Genomic DNA, 20,544 nt, shown 5'->3' on the forward strand with positions numbered 1-20,544 from the left:
GGACGCGGCAGTCACCGGCGACCGACTCGGACCCGCGCCGACGGCCGGGCCCCGGCCGCCCCTGGGAAAGGGGTGGCCGGGGCCCGGTGGTGTGCGCGGGGTCAGCCGAAGGCCTTGATCGCGTTCCAGTCCACCGACAGGACGACCCGCACGGGTGCGTTGGTGTTCGTCCGGGACGGGTGGTAGATCCGCGTCTGGCCGTCGGAGGAGAAGCGGGCCCAGATGTCGGGGATGCCGTCGTCGTTGACGTCCGGGATGCCGATCGCCGTCGGGACGTTGGTGTCGGTCCAGCTGGTGCCGTAGGGCTCGTCCTTCCCGGTGAGGGAGTCGGCGGCCAGCTTGAGCGACTCCAGGTCGGCGCTGCCGGAGACGGAGCCGGGCTTGCCCTGGCGGAGGTACATGTTGCCGTTGTCCAGGTTGCGCCACAGCACGTCGGGGACGTTGTCCCCGCTGATGTCGGTGACGTTGACGATCTCCCGGCGGGCCCAGGCGTCGGCGTTCATCTGCGTCGCCGTCTGGAAGGAGGCACCGGTGTAGCCGGACAGCGTCCACCACTCGGCGCCGGCCCGCAGCATCAGGTCGGGCAGCTTGTCGCCGGTGATGTCGCCGGTGGCCCTGATCTGGGTCCAGGTCGAGGGCGCGGGGGCGTCGGAGGGCAGGCGGACCTCGAGGCGCCGGTCCACGTCGAAGCTGCCGTAGCCGTCGCCCGGGTAGAGGTAGAAGTGACCGTCCGGGGTGACCGTGAACAGATCCGTGGAGCCGTCGCCGGGGTAGGTGTCCTGCCAGTGGGTGATCAGTGCGGCCTTGCCGGTGGCCGGGTCGTACCAGTGGCCCTGCGGGTCGGTCTTCTTGCTGTCGTCGTAGGAGGCGACCAGGCAGCCGTACAGGTCACCGTCCGGACCGCCCACGCAGTTGCGCAGGTTGCCGTTGGTGTCGACGATCAGCAGGTCGGGCATCTCGTCGCCGCCGGTGTCGAAGGGGGCGTCGGCCTTGTCCCGCGGCGGTACGTAGAAGTTGTAGTCGGTGCGCACGCTGGCGTTGCCGACCGTGTCGTACGCGTACACCTGGAGCCAGTTGGGCCCGGCGTGCGCCGGGGGCAGGTCGGGCACGGTGGCGGTGCCGTTGGTGGCCGTCACGTACACGGGGTTGTTGCCCTCGATGGACCAGCGGAACTTGACCGCGCCCTCGGAGGTGAAGGTGACCGAACCGGTCTGCCCGAACTTCTTCGCCGACCAGGTCTGGCCGTCGGGCGTGGCCTCGGGGAAGTCGGTGCTTTCCACGGTGGGCTGCGGCGGGGCGCTGGCGTCGACGGTGAGCCGGCACGGGTCGGTGCCGGGCGGGAAGTACGTCGAGACCAGGCCGCCGGAGTCCTCCGCGCGGACGTCCCACGAGTAGGTGGTCTTGTCCTCGAGCGGGAACGTGGTGGGGATGGTCAGCGTGGCGGTACCGCTGGAGTTCGGGGAGACCAGGGTGCCGGACGGGACCGTGCCGCCGGTCTTCCAGAAGCGGAAGCGCAGCTTGCTGAGGTTGCCGTCGGGGTCCTTGGCGGTGGCCGACAGCACGATGTTGGTCTTGCCGACGGTCGGGCCCGAGCCTCCGACGGAGCAGGTGCCGCCGGGTGTGGACTTGCCGCCCGTGGGCTCGGACGGCGCCCGGTTGTAGACGACCTCCAGGGTGGCGCTGGTCGCCTTGAACTTGCGCCAGGTCTGGGTGTCGGTCTCGCTGGTGGCGCGCATGCCGAGGGTGATGTTCGACCAGCCGTTGTCCGCGCCCTTCTGGGCGGCGGCCTTGACGTCGAAGGACTCGTACTCGTCCGGGCAGGAGGTGGAGGACCAGCCGTGGGCGAAGGACTTCTTCTGCAGCAGGGTGGACCAGCTGGGCTGCTTGTTCCAGGTGGTGCCCGAGGAGATGGCCCCGGTCAGATAGAACTGGAACTCGCGGGTCGTGCAGGACCAGGAGTGGTTGTTGAGCACCTTGAAGGTCGCGGAGGAGACGGTCGCGCCCTTCAGGCTGGTGCTGTAGTTCATCCGCCAGAAGGAGCGGGCGGTGCCGCCGGTGTCGCTCTCGTGGCCGACCCGGGCGTCGGAGGTGCCGGAGGAGAAGTTGGTGCCGTTCCAGAAGCTCGTGTTCGGGTACGGCTTGTAGGCGACCGTCCAGGCCAGCCAGCCGCTGTTGAGCGTGGGGTCGACGAACACCGGGTACTGGACGTCGGCGTCGGTGAACAGGCCGGTACGGGCGGCGTGCAGGTCCAGCCGGGCCCTGCCGGTTCCCTCACCCTCCAGCTCGACGGGCATCGGGGCCTGGTGCGCGCCCGGCTCGATGCCGGTCAGCCCGGACAGCTTCAGCACGTCGGCCGGCGTGGCGACCGAGATACGCGGCGTGCCCTGGCCGGCGTCGAGCTCCGGGTCACGACCGGCCGAGTCCCAGGCGAAGGGCGTCGGGATGGAGCCGATCTCCTTGCCGGAGCGGTCCCGCACCAGGATGCGGCCGCTGTCCTCGTCGTGGTGGAAGACGGCCGTCTTCGAGCGCAGCCCGTACGTCACGGTGGCCAGCGCCTTGCTCTGCGCGGCTCGCTTGTTCTTGACGACGAGCAGCTGGGCGAAGCCGCCCTCCTCGCGGGCGACCAGCAGCAGGTCGACGCCGGGCAGCACCTCGGAGTACAGCGCGCGCGGGCCGTCGAGCACGGGCTCGGGCAGGGTGCCGGGCCAGGTGTAGGCGACGGTGTGGCCGTTGATGTCGACCTCGGCGAGCACCGCCTCCCGGGCGCTGGGCCCGTCGGCGAGCGGCCCGCGGGCGAAGGAACGGTCGGCGTGAGCTGCCTCGGTGCCGCTGGAGAAGCGGATGGGCTGGGCGGCGTTGACCGGCTGGACGCCCAGATTGCGCGGGGCGTTCTTCACCCGCCGCAGCCGGTTGTCGATCGGAGCCCACTTCCCCGTCGCGGTCTTCGCCTGTGTCGGCGTGGCCGTGATGCGGGTGTGCAGCTTGCCGTCCGGCCTGGCCCACGTCCGGGACGTGGGGGTGGTCGCGGTCTCGACCAGCACCTCCTTGTGGGTGCGCTTCGCCTCGGCCTGGGCGGTGGCCTCGTCGCGTGGGTCGGTGGCGACCGGACGGGCGTCCGTGGCCCTGCGGGCCTCAGGTGGTGGTGAGACGCCGTCGGATCGCCACCAGGGCAACAGAGTTGCGGTCAGGGCGGCCAGGACGAGGCCGAGAGTGGCAGCCAGCCTGGTGCGCGTGCGCACGAAGGGGCTGAGAAAACGAGGCGGCGCGGACACGGCGGCGGTCTACTCCCGTGTGAACCAGGCGGACAAGGACAGCACGAACAGCCCCGGTCGGCAGGCCGCGGGGCATGATCGCGCACACGATCACACGTTCGGCACATCCGGTCCACACATGAAGAATTTATGAAGTTGTGACGACTGGTTGGTGAATCCTTGACTCCGCTTTGAATGTGCGTCATGTGCGGCTTTTGCCGCACCAAGTGCGTCCGTTGGGGCCGCTATCGGCGATCTTGTCGGCTTGCCACCCGAGAGTGACGTTCAGTCAACTCTTGTTCCGTGCTGGAGATCACATCAACTCCGGGAACCTTTGGAGGGTGATCTTGAATCGTGTGGCGGTCATGACAGAGGGTGCGGACTCCATCTGTCGTTTTTCTTGCATGCCTTGGTGGGGTCGACGCATATGCGTGCTCAAAGTCCACCGTCGTGGCTGAGGCGGGCACGCCCAGCGACGACGGAGTCACAACGACGGCGCCGCCGGCAAAGCCGCGCGGCGACCGTCCTTTTGTTGTCCACGGCCTTGTTGGTGAGCAGTCTCGGCACGGAGGCCTGGGCGATACCCGGCCCCGGCATGAGCCGCGAGGAGGTCAAGCTCCCCGACCTGCCGAAGAGTACGGCTCTGGAGGCGGACCAGGAAGCCGAGAAGAACCTCACCACCGCGCCCGAGGTCCCCGTCGACCCGTACGCGCCGACCGCCGTCACGCCCTGGACCGAGGACAGCGGCACCGCGACCCTGACCTCCGACACCCAGCCGGGCGACACGGTCCCGGTCAGCAACGGCCTGCCCGTCGCGGTCGGCGTACCCGCCGGCACCGACCCGGCCGCGATCGACGGTGACTGGAAGGTCGACCTCGCCTCGCCGGCCACGTCCCAGGACGCGGGCGTCTCCGGCATGATCATGCAGGTCACGCCGCCGGCCGACGCCGACCCGGCCGCGCAGGTCTCCATCGCGGTCGACACCACCGGTTTCGCCGACCTCTACGGTCCGCAGGCCGCCGACCGTTTCGGCCTCGTCCTGCTGCCCGACTGTGTGCTGAACGCTCCCGACAGCGGTGACTGCGCCGCCGACAGCGGTGTGACGACCATGTCCGGCAAGGCGGACGAGCACGCCGAGCGGCTGCGCAGCACGGTCGAGGTGGTCCCCGCCAAGAAGGCGCCCACCAGGTCCAAGGCCGCCAAGAAGGCCAAGGCCCGCAAGATCCTCAGCGGTTCGGTCCCGGTCGGCAAGCTGATCGGCGGTGACACGACCGGTTCGAAGGCGTCCGGCGCCTCGGTGCGCACCGCCTCCTTCCGCGGCGGCGACGGCGTCCTGCCGGTCGTCGACGCCTCCGGCCCGCAGGTCATCGGCGCCATGGACACCGGCGCCTCGGCCAGCGGCGACTACACCGCCACCCCGCTGCTGTCCTCCGGTTCCTGGTCGGCCGGCTCCTCGTCCGGCGCGTTCACCTACTCGTACGACGTGCAGGTGCCCGAGACGGCCGGCGGCCTGATGCCGAAGGTGGCGCTGAGCTACTCCTCGCAGTCGGTCGACGGGCGCACCTCGGCGACCAACAACCAGGCTTCCTGGATCGGCGACGGCTGGGACTACAACCCGGGCTCGATCACCCGGACCTACGCCAACTGCCGTGAGGACTCCAAGAAGGCCGGTTCCAACAACGCCACGCACCGCACCGCGGACCTGTGCTGGGGCTCGAACAACGCGACCCTCTCGCTGGGCGGAACGACCACCGAGCTGGTCTGGGACAAGGACCAGGGCAAGTGGTTCACCGCCAATGGCGACGGCGCCAAGATCGAGCGGCTCTTCGACTCCGGCGACGACAACGGCGCGCACAACGGCGAGTACTGGGTCGTCACCACCCGTGACGGCACCCGCTACTACTTCGGCCTGAACAAGCTGCCGGGCTGGACGTCGGGCCAGCCGGTCACCGACTCGGTGCTGACCGTGCCGGTGTACGGCAACCACCCGGGCGAGGACTGCTACAAGAGCGGTGACTGGCCGGGCTCCTGGTGCACCCAGGGCTGGCGGTGGAACCTCGACTACGTCGAGGACATCCACGGCAACGCCATGTCCCTGTGGTGGAAGAAGGAGAAGAACTACTACGCCCGCAACTTCAACTTCAAGGCACCGGTCGTCTACGACCGCGGCGGCTGGCTCGACCACATCCACTACGGCCAGCGCAAGGACACCGTCTTCTCCGCGGAGGCCCCGGCCCGCGTCAGCTTCACCGTCGTCGAACGGTGCATCGACGAAGCCGGCCTGACCTGCTCGGACACCAACTTCGAGGACAAGGACCCGGGCAAGTACCGCATCTGGTACGACACCCCGGCCGACCTGAACTGCAAGCAGGTCACCTCGACGTACACGAGGAAGTGCTGGAACGCAGGCCCCTCCTTCTGGAGCCGTAAGCGCCTGGTGCAGATCCAGACCTCGGCGCAGCGCCGAACCGACACCACCGCCCGCCAGGTGGTGGACCGCTACGCGCTCACGCAGAACTTCCCGGTACTGAAGACCGGCCCGAACACCGCCCTGTGGCTGGAGTCCGTCCAGCGCACCGGTTACGCCCGCAACGGCAGCACGGACAAGAGCGTCACCATGAACGCGGTGCGCTTCGAGTCCAACGCCGAGGACATGCCCAACCGGGTCATGCGCGGCACGACCGACCCGCGCCCCGGTTTCTCCCGGCTGCGCGTCGCCCGTGTCATCAACGAGTACGGCGGTGAGACCGTCGTCACCTACAAGCAGCCCGAGGGTGACTGCGCGACCGGCACCAACCTGCCGGGCAAGACCGACACGGCGGCGCTGAAGGCCAACACGCGGCTGTGCTACCCGTCGTTCTGGAACCCCGACCCCGAGGTCGAGGACATCGACTGGTTCCACAAGTACGTGGTCGACTCCATCGAGGAGCTCCCCAACGTCGACGGCGAGTTCGCCACCAAGACGGCCTACTCGTACAAGAACGCCGGCTGGAAGCTGGCCGAGGCGGAGTTCACGAAGAAGTCGACGCGCACCTACTCGCAGTTCGCCGGGTTCGAGCAGACCACGGTGATCACCGGAGCCGACGACGCGTCGATCGGCTCCAAGCGGTCCAAGGCCGTCACCCGCTTCTTCCGCGGCATGGGCGACACGGTCTCGGTGAAGGACATCACCGGCACCGAGATCGCCAAGGACCTGGAGCCGTTCGCCGGCCGCATCGCCGAGGAGCTCGACTACGACAGCGCGGACGACGCCGACACCGACTGGGTCTCGCGCTCCGTCACGGTCCCGGAGGCCACCGAGCTGGCCCACCGGGACCGCGACGACGGCCTGAGCCCGCTGATCGCCTGGCGGGTCACCGAGCCCGACGAGATCGCGTACACCAAGTCCTCCGGCACCAACACCGACGACACCCGCACCGAGCGCGTCGTCAAGACCCACACGACGTACGAGTCGACGTACGGTCTGCCGGTCCTCGTGGAGTCCCTCGGCGACACCGGCAAGAACGGCGACGAGTCCTGCACGAAGTCGGAGTACATCCACAACACCGCCAAGAACCTCATCGGTCTGAGCAGGCAGGTCCTGGTCTCCCCGACCACCTGCGCCGCGGCGGACTTCACGGACCTGTCGACGCTCAGCGGCGGCAGCCGCACCGCCTACGACGGTCAGGCCTACGGAGTCGCGCTCGCCGACACCACCAAGGGCGAGGCGTCCGAGAGCTGGTCGATCAACGGTGCCGGCACCGGCTGGCAGTCCAACGGCACGACCGAGTTCGACGCCATCGGCCGCGTGGTCAAGCAGACCGACCCGAACGGCAAGTCGAGCACGATCACCTACACGCCGTCGACGGGCCAGGTGTTCACGGTCGTCGAGACGAACGCTCTCGGGCACTCCGAGACGCGTGAGATCGAGCCGGGCCGCGGCACGACCCTGAAGTCGACCGACGCCAACAACCACGTCACCCAGGCCGAGTTCGACCCGCTGGGCCGGCTCGAGAAGGCCTGGGCCGCGGACCGCACCCCGTCGGACACGGCCGTGCCGGACTTCCGGGCCGTGTACACGGTGCCGGAGTACAAGGAGGGCGAGGACCGCAAGCCCTCGTACGTCACCACCTACACGCGCGGCTACAACGACCGCGTCGAAAGCTCCGTCACCCTCTACGACGGCCTCGGCCGGGAGCGGCAGACGCAGGAGGAGGCGGACGGCGGCGGCTGGCTGATCACCGACACGCTGTACAACAGCTCCGGCGAGGTCTGGCAGACCAACAACGCCTACCTGACGTACGAGGCCAAGCCGGGCGAGCTGTTCACCCCGCAGGCCGACACGCAGATCCCCAACATCACGCGCTACACCTACGACGGTTCCGGCCGCGTGCTGACGGAGACGCCGGTCCTCAAGGTCGCGGATCCGCTGACCGGTGAGGCTTCCTCCCAGGAGGTCCCGGCGCGGGCCATCCACTACGAGTACGGCCTGGACTGGTCCAAGGTGGACAACCCGCAGGGCGTCTCGTCCTACCGGGTCTTCACCGACGCCCTCGGCCGCACCCAGCGGGTGGACACCTTCAACCCGGAGGCCCCCGGCGGCTTCACGTCGATGAAGTACGACTACGACACCCGCGGCCAGCTGGTGAAGGCGACCAACTCCGCCGACGCAGCGCACCCGTGGACGTGGACGTACGACAAGCGCGGCCGTATGGAGACCGCCACCGACCCGGACACGGGCACCACGCGGACGACGTACGACAACCTCGACCGGCCGCTGACCACGACCAACGCCCGTGGCGTCACGGTCTGGAACGGCTACGACGCCGTCTCCCGCCCGACCGAGCAGCGCCTGAACAGCTCCACCGGCACGCTGCTGTCCCAGTTCACCTACGACACGGCGCCCGGCGGCAGGGGCATGCCCGCCACCGCCACCCGCTACACCGACGGTGAGGCATACGTCCAGAAGGTCAACGGCTACACCAAGGACTACCAGCCGACGTCGACCACGCTGAACCTGCCGTTCACGGTGGCCGCCACCTGGGGCCTGGACCAGTCGTACACGTACTCCTACAAGTACAGCGACAACGGCATGCTGGAGGAGTCCACGCTGCCGAAGGTCGGCAGGTTCGACAGCGAGAAGCTGGTCGTCCGCTACAACAAGGACGGCAAGCCGCTCTCGATCTCCGGCAAGGACTGGTACGGCTCCGAGACGGTCTACGACCCCTACGGCCAGGTGCTGCGCTCCACGCTCGGCGCCCAGCCCTACCGGGTGTGGACGCAGTCGACGTACGACGAGTCCAGCGGTGAGCTGAAGGACCAGCAGGTCTACCGGGAGAAGGGCGCGGACAACGGCGGGGACACTTCCCTGGTTCCCGGCAACCTCGTCTCCAAGCGGTCGTACACCTACGACCCGTCCGGCAACGTCACCTCCATCAAGGAGTCGGCCACCGGCATCGACGAGCGCCAGTGCTTCGCCTATGACCCGCTGGGCCAGCTGAAGACGGCCTGGACCTCCAAGGACCAGAGCGCCTGCACGGCTCCGAAGAACAGCGACGGCACGCTGAACGTGGCCGCCGGGAAGGACAAGTCCGGCTACTGGCAGGAGTACGAGTACGACCTGCTCGGCAACCGCACCAAGCTGACCGAGAAGGACCTCACCGGCGACACCGCCAAGGACGCCACGACCACGTACGCCTACGGCAAGGCCGACGGCACCCAGCCGCACACGCTGACCAAGGTGTCGAAGACCTACACCACGCCGGCCGGCGCGCAGGTCAAGGCCGAGGCGGAGCGGCTGTACGAGCTCACCGGCGAGACCAAGTCCGTCACCTCGATCCAGAACGGGGACAAGCAGGACCTGACCTGGACCTACGACGGCAAGATCGACCGGATCAAGGGAGCGGGCGCCGACGGAAAGACCCCCTACCTGGGTCTGGCCGACAAGTGCCTGGACCTCTCCGGTGGTCTGGCCACGGCCGGGAGGGCGATCCAGCTCTACGGCTGCAACGGATCCGTCGCGCAGAACTGGCGCTTCAGCCCCACCCCGGGCGGGACCGACCCCGACCAGGGCACGCTGAACGTCTACGACAACTGGTGCGTCCAGCCCGCCGCCAACACGGCCGGTTCGGCGGCCCAGCTGCAGAAGTGCGACGGCTCGGCCGGCCAGGAGCTCAAGCGGAGCGCCTCCGGGCAGCTGACCCACGTCGCCTCGGGCCTGTGCCTGTCGGTCAAGGACGCCAACTCGGCGAACTCGACGCCGATCGTGCTGGCCACGTGCGACAGCACGAAGGCCGAGCAGCAGTGGGCGGCGCAGAACGACACCCGTTACGTCTACGGTCCCGACGGCTCGACCCTGCTGACCATCAAGGGCAAGCAGGCCACGCTGATGCTGGGCGAGGCCGAGGTCACCGTCCAGCAGGGTGGCGTCCTGGTCAACACGCAGCGCACCTACGCCGCTCCCGGTGGCTCGGTCATGCGCTACGCCTACGGCACCGCGGGCGACCGGCTGGTCGCCGTGTGCGGTGACCACCAGGGCAGCCCGTACGCCGAGGTCGCCCTCGACGGCGGGATGTCGGTGCGGATCCGCAAGCAGGACCCGTTCGGCAACCAGCGCGGCACGGACACGCTCGCGGCCAACCGGCAGTCGCACACCGGGTTCCTCGGCGCGACGGACGACAACTCCTCCGGTTTCGTCCCGCTGGGCGCGCGGCTGTACGACCCGGTGGTGGGCCGCTTCCTGTCCGCCGACCCGGTGCTGGACCTGAACGACGTCCTGCAGTCCAACGGGTACGCCTACGCGCACAACAACCCGGTGACGTTCTCCGACCCGTCGGGTCTGGCGATCTCGCTGACCGCCTCCGAGCGGGCCGCGGCCCTGGCGGGCGCGGGTCTGTCGGCGGCGCAGGTGGCGCAGGCGCAGGCGATGCAGGGCAAGTCCCTGACCTCGGTGATCCTGGCCGTGGCGTGGGAGACGCTGAAGGACTTCATCGGCATCAACGACGCCATCGCCTGTTTCGGCGGTGACATGTGGTCCTGCATCAGCATCGCGATGGACGCGATCCCCTGGTCCAAGCTCGGCAAGATCCCGGCCGTGATGAAGGCCGTCAAGCGCACGATCAAGGCGGTCGAGTCCTTCCGCGCGGCGAAGAAGGCGGCCGAGATCGTCCTGAAGGCGGCGAAGGCGGCCGAGGCGGCGGCGCTACGGGCGAAGAAACTCGCGATCGAGCGAGCGAAGAAGCTGGCGGCGCAACGCGCCAAGAAGAAGGCGGCGGAGGCAGCCAGACGAACAGCCGACAAGGCGGCGGCAGCCGCCCGGAAGACGGGCAACCCCCGACAGAAGGCAGCCCAGGCCAAGGCAGCCCCGAAGTCGTCCTCCCACAGCAGTGGCGGCAAGGGCGGCGGAGGCAGCGGCAAGCCCGGCGGCAAGTCCGGCGGCTCCTCCAAGAGCAACGGCGGCACCAGCGGCAGCGGAGGCTCCGGCAAGGCCGAGGGCGGTAGCGGTGGCTCCTGCCCGGTCAACAGCTTCGTGCCGGGCACCGAGGTCCTGATGGCCGACGGAACCACGAAGCCGATCGAGAAGGTCAAGACCGGCGACAAGGTTGTGGCGACCGACCCGAAGACGGGCGAGACCCGCATCGAGACGGTCACCGCCGAGATCAAGGGCGAAGGCCTGAAGCACCTGGTCAGGGTCACGATCGACCTGGACGCCAAGAAGGGCGGCAAGACGGCCCGGGTCACCGCGACCGACGGCCACCCCTTCTGGGTCCCCGAGCTGCGCGAGTGGATCGACGCCACGGATCTGAAGGCCGGCGAGTGGCTGCAGACCAGCGCGGGCACGTACGTCCAGATCACAGCGATCGACCGCTGGACGGTCCAGGACACCACCGTCCACAACATGACGGTCTCGGACCTCCACACGTACTACGTGGTCGCGGGCAATACGCCGGTCCTTGTCCATAACGCGAATCTGCCTGACATGTGCGGGCCCGTCACCAGCGACACTCACTTCGCAGACGTGACGGTCGCCGACTCGGATGGAAACATTGTCGATCAGTACTCGCTCCAGAGCGGCTCGACAACGCCGGAGGAAGCCGCGCTGGGTGAGGCGAGGGCCAGACAGGCTGTGCACACGGAGAACCGGGCAGCGCGAGCCGCAGGCGGTGTCCCTACCGTAGGCGACGAGGTCATCGAAGACGACCCGTTCTTCCTGGCCAGCCCGGTTCCGGAAGACGGAACCGTCACGATCCAGGGAACACGCCCTCCGTGTTCGAACTGCAAGGGGGCGATGAACCGGGCCGCAGAGGACACCCAGTCGACATTCATTTACATATGGCTGGGCAAGAACGGCAATATGCGAACGTGGACTTCGGCCTCGGGCTGACCTGCTGAATGTGTCTTGAGGTGCGGGATTCCCCGCACCTCAAGACACGGCTAGAACTCGACGAGGCGGTAGTCGGATCGCGTGGTTCCGTATGGATCACGGGAAACAAGGCACGTGTAATGAAGGCCGAGGAGCGAACCGGCCTCGACTCCCAGATTCGCGGCGAGGACCCGACTGGGCAGTGGATGCTTGTCATTCGGGTCGTGAACCGCAACCGAATCGGCCAGCACACCGCGAATTCTGATCACCTGGTATTCGACCCGAGTTCCGAGATTCTCTTCCTCGTGATAATGGCCCGCGTCGAGCGGCCGGCCGCAGAGGCCACAGGTATTCACATCACTGGCACCATTGGTCATGCTCCCATGTTACCCGTGGTGACGAATTGCCCGGCGGGTCGCTCCGTGCGACGCGGCCTTTCGAGAATGTGCGCTTCGAGGGCGGTGCGGTACCCAGGGCTGCCGCGCGGTTGACTGACCTTGTGTGGGCGCCGGCCGGCCGGCGGCCCCTGGCTCTGATTCGCCGAAGCCGCCCGACCGGCGAGGGGCCCCTCCCGCTCAGGCCGGCTCTCGTTCGGTCGGGTTCGCCGTCTCGGGCACCTTCAAGGAGCCCCGGGAGTTACGTTGTTGACGATCAGTCGTATCTCTCAGGGAGGGGCTCCATGCCCGGTGACGCCCTCAGCCAGGACCCCGCCGAGCTGAGAAGGAGGATCGACACCACCAAGGCCCACCCCGCCCGGGTCTACGACGTCTTCCTCGGCGGCAAGGACCACTACCCGGCCGACCGCGCCGCGGCCGCCGCCGGACTCGCCGCCAACCCCCGCGGCTACCTCGACGTACGGCACAACCGCGACTTCCTGCGCCGCGCCGTGACCACGCTGGCCACCCAGGACGGCATCCGCCAGTTCCTGGACATCGGCACCGGCCTGCCGACCTCCGACAACGTCCACCAGATCGCCCAGCGGATCAACGCCGACTCCCGGGTGGTCTACGTCGACAACGACCCCGTGGTCCTCGCCCACGCCCGCGCGCTGCTCACCAGCGGGCCCGAGGGCCGTACCGACTACATCGACGCCGACCTGAAAAACCCGGCGCACATCCTCGAACAGGCCGCCAAGACCCTCGACTTCGACCAGCCGATCGCACTGTGCCTGGTCGCGATCCTGCACTTCGTCGAGGACGCGGAGGCGTACGGCATCGTGCGCGAACTCGTCGCCGCCCTGCCCTTCGGCAGCCGGCTGGTCCTCAGCCACCTCACCGAGGACCTCAACCCGGAGAACATCCGCGCGGTGCAGCGCACGTACACCGAGCGCGGCTTCACCTTCGTGCTGCGCTCCAGGGCGGAGGTCGAGCGCTTCTTCACGGACAACGGCCTTCAGCCGGCCGACCCCGGAGTCGTCCCCGTCCACCACTGGCGCCCCGACCACGCGGCCCCCGTCCCCGAGCAGCCGGAAGCCTCCTACCTCGCCGCGCTCGAGGACATCGAGAAGGTCCGCTACGCCGACATCAACGACGTGACGGACGCCGACATCAACGTGTACGCGGCAGTGGGCGGCAAGGCATAGCGAGGAGGGGGAGGGCCGGAGAGGCCGCCACCGGCGGTGACGGCCTCGGGTGACTCAGAGTCGCTCCGGCGTCCTGATGCCCAGCAGGGCCATGCCCTGGTGGAGGGTGCGGGCCGTGATGTCGCACAGGAAGAGGCGGTTCTCCACCTGCTGCGGCGTCTCGGCCTTCAGGACCGGGCACTTGTCGTAGAAGGACGTGTACAGGGACGCCAGCTGGTAGAGATAGGCCGCCAGCTTGTGCGGGGCGTACTCCTCCGCCGCCTCCCGTACCGTCTCCGCGAAGGCGTCCACGTGCAGGCCCAGCGCCCGCTCCGCCGGAGCCAGTTCCAGCTCCGGGTGCGCGGCCGGGCGGAGCTCGCCCGCCTTGCGGAGGATGGACTGGATACGGGCGTACGCGTACTGGAGGTAGACCGACGTGTCGCCGTTGAGCGAGACCATCTGGTCCAGGTCGAACTTGTAGTCCCGGTTCGCCGACGTCGACAGGTCCGCGTACTTCACCGCGCCGACGCCCACCTGGGCGCCCCGCTCGGCGATCTCCTCCTCGGACAGGTCCTGGGCCTTCTCGCGGACCACGGCCGACGCGCGGTCGATCGCCTCGTCCAGCAGGTCGACCAGGCGGACCGTCTCGCCCGCACGCGTCTTGAACGGCTTGCCGTCCTTGCCGAGCACCGTGCCGAAGGCCAGCTGCTGGGCCTTGACGCCGTCACCGAGCCAGCCGGCCCTGCGCGCCGTCTCGAAGACCATCTTGAAGTGGAGCGCCTGACGGGCGTCGACCACGTACAGCAGCGTGTTCGCCTTCAGGCCGAAGACCCTGTCCCTGATCGCGGACAGGTCGGTGGCCGCGTAGCCGTAGCCGCCGTCGGACTTCTGGACGATCAGCGGGACCGGGTTGCCGTCCGGGCCCTTGATGTCCTCGAAGAAGACGCACAGGGCGCCCTCGGAGCGGACCGCGACGCCCGACTCCTCCAGCAGCCGGCAGGTCTCGGCGAGCATGTCGTTGTAGCCGGACTCGCCGACGATGTCCGGGTCCCGGATCTCCATGTCCAGCTTCTCGAAGACGGAGAAGAAGTAGATCTTCGACTCGTCGACGAACTTCTGCCAGATGGCCAGCGTGTGCGGGTCCCCGGCCTGGAGATCCACCACCCGGCGCCGGGCGCGCGTCTTGAACTCCTCGTCCGAGTCGAACTTCTTCCGCGCCGCCTTGTACAGCCGGTCCAGGTTCGACATCGCCTCCTCGCCCGAGGCGGCCGTGTCCTCGGTGGACGCCTTGTGGTCCAGCTCGTGCGGGTGCTCGTCCAGATACTGGATGAGCATGCCGAACTGGGTGCCCCAGTCGCCGATGTGGTGGCGCCGGACCACGTTCTCGCCCGTGAACTCGAGGAGCTGGACGACCGAGTCGCCGATCACCGCCGAGCGCAGATGGCCGACGTGCATCTCCTTCGCCACGTTCGGCTGGGCGTAGTCGATCACCGTCGTGCCCGGCTCGTCCGCGAGCGGCACGCCCAGCCGGCCGGCCGGGTCCGTGACACGCGCGGCCAGGTTCTCGATGATCGACGCATCGGTGACGGTGATGTTGAGGAAGCCGGGGCCCGAGACCTCGATCTCCTTGATCACGTCACCGGTGACCACCCGGGAGACGACCTGGGCCGCCAGCTCCCGCGGGTTCGCCTTAGCCTTCTTCGCCAGCGCCAGGATCCCGTTGGCCTGGAAGTCCGCCCGGTCGCTTCGTCGCAGCAGCGGGTCCGCGTCGGCACTGGCCGGCAGGGCGGCCGAGAGGGCGTTCGCGAGGCGCTGGTGGACGGAAGCGGTGAGGGACGTGACCGAGGCCATAGGAATGGGTGCCGTTCTCCTCGTGGATGGATGGTCCCGGCCAGTATCCCATGCGGGGTATAGCGAATTTTCCTCCTCGGCGGGCCAACCCCGGCACGCGCCCGGCCGTCCAACGCGGTGATGAGGCGTTTTCGCGGATGTCGAACCGCCTGGGACAATGAACGTGGTCAGCCGTACGACGGTACCGGCTGTTCACGGAGAACCTGCAGAGAACCTTCAGACAAAGAGGACGTGCCGATCGTGGCTCAGAGCACCGAGACCACCGACTGGGTCTCCCGTTTCGCGGATGAGGTCATCGAGGAGTCGGAGCGTCGGGCCCCGGGCAAACCGGTCGTCGTCGCGTCCGGGCTCTCTCCGTCCGGCCCCATCCACCTGGGGAACCTGCGCGAGGTCATGACCCCGCACCTCGTCGCCGACGAGATCCGCCGCCGGGGCCACGAGGTGCGGCACCTGATCTCCTGGGACGACTACGACCGCTACCGCAAGGTGCCCAAGGGCATCGAGGGCGTCGACGAGGAGGCCTGGGCCGAGCACATCGGCAAGCCGCTCACCTCCGTCCCGGCCCCCAGGGGCTCGGAGCACGCGAACTGGGCCGAGCACTTCAAGGCCGCCATGATCGCCTCGCTCGCCGAGCTGGGCGTGGAGTTCGACGGCATCAGCCAGACCGAGCAGTACACCTCCGGCGCCTACCGCGAGCAGATCCTGCACGCGATGCGGCACCGCGGCGACATCGACGCCGTCCTCGCCCAGTACCGCACCAAGCCCAAGCCGGCCGACCAGAAGAAGCAGCAGGCCAAGCAGAAGCCGGTCGACGAGGCCGAGCTGGAGGCCGCCGAGGGCTCGGGCGCCGCCGCCGAGGACGACGGCAGCTCCGGCACCTCCGGCTACTTCCCGTACAAGCCGTACTGCGGCAACTGCGAGAAGGACCTCACCACCGTCAGCTCCTACGACGACGACTCCACCGAGCTGACCTACGCCTGCACGGCGTGCGGCTTCTCCGAGACCGTCCGGCTCAGCGAGTTCAACCGCGGCAAGCTGGTATGGAAGGTCGACTGGCCCATGCGGTGGGCGTACGAGGGTGTGATCTTCGAGCCCTCCGGCGTCGACCACTCCTCGCCGGGCTCCTCCTTCCAGGTCGGCGGGCAGATCGTCGGGATCTTCGGCGGCAAGCAGCCGATCGGCCCGATGTACGCCTTCGTCGGCATCTCCGGCATGGCGAAGATGTCGTCGTCCCGGGGCGGCGTCCCCACCCCCGCCGACGCGCTGAAGATCATGGAGCCGCAGCTCCTGCGGTGGCTGTACGCCCGACGCAGGCCGAACCAGTCCTTCAAGATCGCCTTCGACCAGGAGATCCAGCGCCTCTACGACGAGTGGGACAAGCTGGCGGGCAAGGTCGCCGAGGGCTCCGCCCTCCCCGGCGACGTCGCCGCGTACACGCGGGCCGTGGGCACCGCCGCCGGTGAGCTGCCCAAGACCCCCCGCCCGCTGCCGTACCGCACGCTCGCGTCCGTCGCCGACATCACCGCCGGCCACCAGGACCAGGCGCTGCGCATCCTCAGCGAGCTCGACCCGGACAACCCGCTCGGCTCGCTGGACGAGGCCCGCCCGCGCTACGACAAGGCCGAGGCGTGGATCAACACCCACGTCCCCGCCGACCAGCGCACCATCGTCCGCGACGAGCCCGACGCCGAACTGCTGAAGTCCCTCGACGAGGCATCCCAGCAGTCCGTACGCCTGCTGCTCGACGGACTCGCCGACCACTGGTCCCTCGACGGACTGACCCACCTCGTGTACGGCGTGCCCAAGGTGCAGGCCGGGTTCTCCGCCGACGCCACCCCCAAGGAGCTGCCGCCGGAGATCAAGACCGCCCAGCGGTCGTTCTTCGCGCTGCTCTACCACCTGCTGGTGGGCCGTGACACGGGTCCGCGCCTGCCCACGCTGCTGCTCGCGGTGGGGCAGGAGCGGGTGCGCAAGCTGCTCGGCGAGTAACCGCCGAAGGAAAGGGGCCCTCCTCCAAGGGCCCCTTTCCCGTGCGACGGGCGTCCTGCCCTACGCGATGTGGTCGTCCTCCAGCTCCGCGGTGTGGCGGTTCTGGAAGCGCATGACCATCTTCTTGGCCTCGGCATCGGGGACGGGGATGCCGTACGTCGCCTCGACGTTGTCACTGAACTCGCGCGGAGTCGGATAGCCGCTGCCGCTGATCGACTGCTTGAACACCTGGTAGTACGACTCCTCGTCCGGCGGCGCGGGCTCCGGGGTGCCGCCGCCCTCGCCCAGCTCGCGCGTACGGTTCGGGCCCACCGGAATGGGGAAGCTGCCCGTGTCCTCCATGGAGGGCTGCTCGAACCGCTCCGGCTGCTGCTCCTCGTACCAGTCCTCGTACACGGGCTCCGGGTTGTACGTCGGATCGTAGCCGCCGTGGTAGTCGACCTGCTGGGGCGCTTGGAACCAGGGGCTCTGGTCGTCCGGCGGCAACTGCTCCTCGTACGCCGGCCCACCGGGGTCCTGCTCGGCGACCAGCTGCGGGCGCTGCCCGGCGGCGGTCGCCGCCCGCTGCTGCGGGACGGGACCCGCCACGGCGGGCCGGCCGCCCACCGTCGTCTCGGCCTCCGGCGCCCGCGCAATCAGCGCCGGCTCGATCCCCGCCGCCGCCAGACCGGCCGGGGCCGTCTCCGCCAGCGGCACACCGTAGCGGGCCAGCCGCAGCGGCATCAGCGACTCCACCGGAGCCTTGCGCCGCCAGGCCCGGCCGAAGCGGGAGCGCAGCCGCGCCTGGTAGACCAGACGCTCCTGCTCCAGCTTGATGACCTGGTCGTAGGAGCGCAGCTCCCACAGCTTCATCCGGCGCCACAGCAGGAACGTCGGCACCGGGGACAGCAGCCAGCGGGTGAGCCGGACGCCCTCCATGTGCTTGTCGGCGGTGATGTCGGCGATCCGGCCGATCGCGTGCCGGGCCGCCTCCACCGCGACCACGAACAGCACCGGGATCACCGCGTGCATGCCCACGCCCAGCGGGTCCGGCCAGGCGGCCGCGCCGTTGAACGCGATCGTCGCCGCCGTCAGCAGCCACGCCGTCTGGCGCAGCAGCGGGAAGGGGATACGGATCCAGGTCAGCAGCAGATCCAGGGCGAGCAGCACACAGATGCCCGCGTCGATGCCGACCGGGAACACATAGCTGAAGTTCCCGAAGCCCTTCTTGATCGCGAGCTCACGGACGGCCGCGTACGAACCCGCGAAGCCGATACCGGCGATGATCACGGCGCCCGTCACGACCACGCCGATGAGGACGCGGTGCATCCGAGTCAGCTTCAGTGGCCCGGCCACTCGTACTCCCCTCCCCTTGCGTGTTGTTGCGCGGAACAGAGTGGCACACTCGTGCGACGCGTGGGCGGGCGGATGAGAATGCCCGACTACGGGCCGACTTGGACCCGCTCAGCCCCTCGACGCGGCCTTCGTCGACGACGACTTCGACGACGACGCCGACGGGGACTTCGACGGGGACGCGGACTTGGAGGGAGACGCGGAGCCCGACGCCGGCGAGCCGGCGCCACCGTCCCCGTTCGCCTTCGCCACCGCGGCCACCGCCTCCTTGGCCGCCGACTTCGCGTCCTTGGCGAGATCGCCGGCGTCCGGGCTCTTGTCACCGGCCAGACCGGCACCGTTGTAGTCCAGGGTGACGACCACGTTCTCCACCCGCGCCACGACCGTCTGCTGCTTGAAGGAGCCCTCCTTCTTCTTCAGGTCGTAGCGCACCGCGGTCGCCTCGTCGCCCGTCCCGGACACCGGCTCCGACTTGGTGTTCTTCGCCCCCGCCACGGACTTCGCGTCCTGGACCTGCTTCGCGTAGTACTCCTTGGCCTGCTCGTCGCCCGAACCACGGCCGGCGTCCGACTCGAAACGCAGCAACGAGACGTTCAGCCAGCGGAACTGAGAACCTTTGACCCCCTTGTTCTCCAGGCTGTTCCAGGAACAGCTGGCACGCGAGGAGACATCGCTGGAGGTGCCCTCCTTGGCGGACTTCGTCCCCTTCGGGACCAGTTCGCCCAGCGTCTTGCCCGACAGCACCTTGCACGCCTCCGGCAGCTTCGCGTACCTCGCCGCCTGCACCGTCGGGGACGCGCTCGCGGACGCCGTGGCGCCGTCCGCCGGCGTCTTCTTTCCGCCGCTGTCGTCGCCGGAGCCGGAGTTCGAGGAGCAGGCAGCCGCCAGCAGCATCACGGGTACGGCCGCCGCGCGGACAACGACGCGGTTCAGTCGCCGGGCACGCCGGGGTCGCTGGGCACGATGGTCTCGCTGGGCTGCTCGCTGCATGGTTCCTTCACTCATGAGGCTCGTGGTTCCTGCGGTCGGATCGGGTCCGAGGGGCCACGGTACGCGGTGAGACAGCCGTGCGGTTCGCCTTCCCGGGCATTGCGGCCCGGCACCAAGTGCACGACGACAGGCGTCAGCCGCCCAGCGAATCCGCCAGTCGCGCCGCCAGTTTCCGGGCCTTGTCCTGCATTTCCTCACTGTCCGGGACCACGCCGACGGCGGCCGGCTGCTCCTCGTATTCGATGGTCACGATGACGTTCGACGTGCGGAACGCCACAGTCACCGTCCGCTGCTTGGCCGTCGAACCGGAGCTGCTGAGCTGGTCGTCGAGGAACCCCTCGTCGCCGAGGTCGTCGAGGGTGCGGGGCTGGAGATCGGCGGGGTCCGAGACGGGCGGCGAGGCCGAGGAGGCGCCGGAGGAGGGGGTGGCGCCGGAGGAGGACGGCGAGGGCGCCCCGGAGGACGACGAGGGCGCCCCGGGCGAGGACGGCGGACTGCCGGAGCCGGATCCGGCTCCGGAGGTGGTGTCCGCCCCGGAGGGGGTGGTGGCGGGTACGGGCAGGTGGGCGTCCGCCTGCTTCGTGGCGAAGACCGACTGCGCCTGGCTGTCGTCGCTCACGGAGTTGTCGTAGGAGACGACCCGCTCGAGGTCGATGTGCAGCCGGTCGGTGGCTTCCGTGGAGTCCACCTTCCAACGGCAGCCCACCTTGCGGTCCGTGTCGTAGGTGAGCGTGGCCTCGCCCTGGTAGGCACGGTCCCGCTGGTCCGGGTCCGTGATCTGCTTGATGCCGGGCAGCAGCGAGTCGAGGGTGGCGTGGCCGACCGCGCCGCAGGCCTCCGGCAGCGTGTGGTACTTGCCCGGCTGGGCCTCCACCGTCGCCGTGCCGGGACCGTCCTGGTTGGCGTTGTCCGTCTGGCCGCCGTCCGAGGAGCCGTCGGTGCAGCCGGTCAGCAGCAGGGCCGCCGCGAGGAGCGCGGCCGCGCCGGGTACGTACGCCTTCCGCAGCACGGGCAGGCTCCTCTCGACGGTGTCGGTGCGTGTCGGTCCGCAGGCGGTGTGCCGGTCGGGGCCGGTCCCCGCTGGTTATTCGCTTGCCGGGCGGGGGCGGCTCCTGGAGACAATGTGTATCGCACGCACTGCCGTGGACGCCGGTCCGTTGTCCTGTTTCGTAGACCTTGGCGCCGGTATTGCCCTTAGCAACTTCTGAGAATTCTGTACGTTTTACGGG

At 69.1% G+C, this 20,544-nt stretch carries 9 protein-coding genes; 3 read left to right on the forward strand and 6 right to left on the reverse strand.

All coding sequences use genetic code 11. From position 1 onward, the window contains the following. Window positions 1-101: 101 nt before the first annotated feature. Window positions 102-3,239 (reverse strand): DNRLRE domain-containing protein, encoded by a 3,138-nt coding sequence (locus tag R2S09_RS21950; protein ID WP_316742759.1) that lies wholly within the window; start codon window positions 3,237-3,239, stop codon window positions 102-104. 607 nt (window positions 3,240-3,846) lie between these two features. On the opposite strand from R2S09_RS21950, the gene R2S09_RS21955 reads away from it, so the two are divergent. Then, the gene (locus R2S09_RS21955; RefSeq protein ID WP_316742860.1) at window positions 3,847-11,613 is read left to right on the forward strand and encodes a polymorphic toxin-type HINT domain-containing protein; all 7,767 of its coding nucleotides are present in this window, start codon (window positions 3,847-3,849) and stop codon (window positions 11,611-11,613) included. A gap of 50 nt (window positions 11,614-11,663) precedes the next feature. Here the strand turns inward: R2S09_RS21955 and R2S09_RS21960 are convergent, their stop codons facing one another. Next, window positions 11,664-11,969, reverse strand: a complete 306-nt coding sequence (locus tag R2S09_RS21960; RefSeq protein WP_316742760.1) for a hypothetical protein — start codon at window positions 11,967-11,969, stop codon at window positions 11,664-11,666. 302 nt (window positions 11,970-12,271) lie between these two features. On the opposite strand from R2S09_RS21960, the gene R2S09_RS21965 reads away from it, so the two are divergent. Beyond that, window positions 12,272-13,174, forward strand: a complete 903-nt coding sequence (locus R2S09_RS21965) for an SAM-dependent methyltransferase (RefSeq protein WP_306190065.1) — start codon at window positions 12,272-12,274, stop codon at window positions 13,172-13,174. Window positions 13,175-13,228: 54 nt separating this feature from the next. Here the strand turns inward: R2S09_RS21965 and argS are convergent, their stop codons facing one another. Continuing rightward, entirely contained in the window at window positions 13,229-15,004 is a 1,776-nt protein-coding gene (gene argS / locus R2S09_RS21970) for an arginine--tRNA ligase (protein ID WP_306190064.1), read from the reverse strand. Window positions 15,005-15,235: 231 nt separating this feature from the next. Here argS and lysS point away from each other — a divergent pair, with 231 nt between their 5' ends. Continuing rightward, complete coding sequence (gene lysS / locus R2S09_RS21975; RefSeq protein WP_306190063.1) at window positions 15,236-16,993, forward strand: lysine--tRNA ligase; 1,758 nt, start codon at window positions 15,236-15,238, stop codon at window positions 16,991-16,993. Window positions 16,994-17,053: 60 nt separating this feature from the next. Here lysS and R2S09_RS21980 read toward each other — a convergent pair whose 3' ends face one another. The 3 genes from R2S09_RS21980 to R2S09_RS21990 all read right to left on the reverse strand — a co-directional run bounded on the left by R2S09_RS21980 (window position 17,054) and on the right by R2S09_RS21990 (window position 20,324). Beyond that, window positions 17,054-18,301: a DUF2637 domain-containing protein gene (locus tag R2S09_RS21980; protein WP_306190062.1), complete on the reverse strand. Its 1,248-nt coding sequence runs from the start codon at window positions 18,299-18,301 to the stop codon at window positions 17,054-17,056. Window positions 18,302-18,436: 135 nt separating this feature from the next. Further along, window positions 18,437-19,330 (reverse strand): DUF3558 domain-containing protein, encoded by an 894-nt coding sequence (locus R2S09_RS21985; RefSeq protein ID WP_316742763.1) that lies wholly within the window; start codon window positions 19,328-19,330, stop codon window positions 18,437-18,439. A gap of 118 nt (window positions 19,331-19,448) precedes the next feature. Continuing rightward, window positions 19,449-20,324, reverse strand: a complete 876-nt coding sequence (locus R2S09_RS21990; protein ID WP_306190060.1) for a DUF3558 domain-containing protein — start codon at window positions 20,322-20,324, stop codon at window positions 19,449-19,451. Between the last annotated feature and the right edge of the window lie 220 nt (window positions 20,325-20,544).

Source organism: Streptomyces sp. MK7 (genome assembly GCF_032658145.1).
GTDB classification, from domain to species: domain Bacteria; phylum Actinomycetota; class Actinomycetes; order Streptomycetales; family Streptomycetaceae; genus Streptomyces; species Streptomyces spiralis.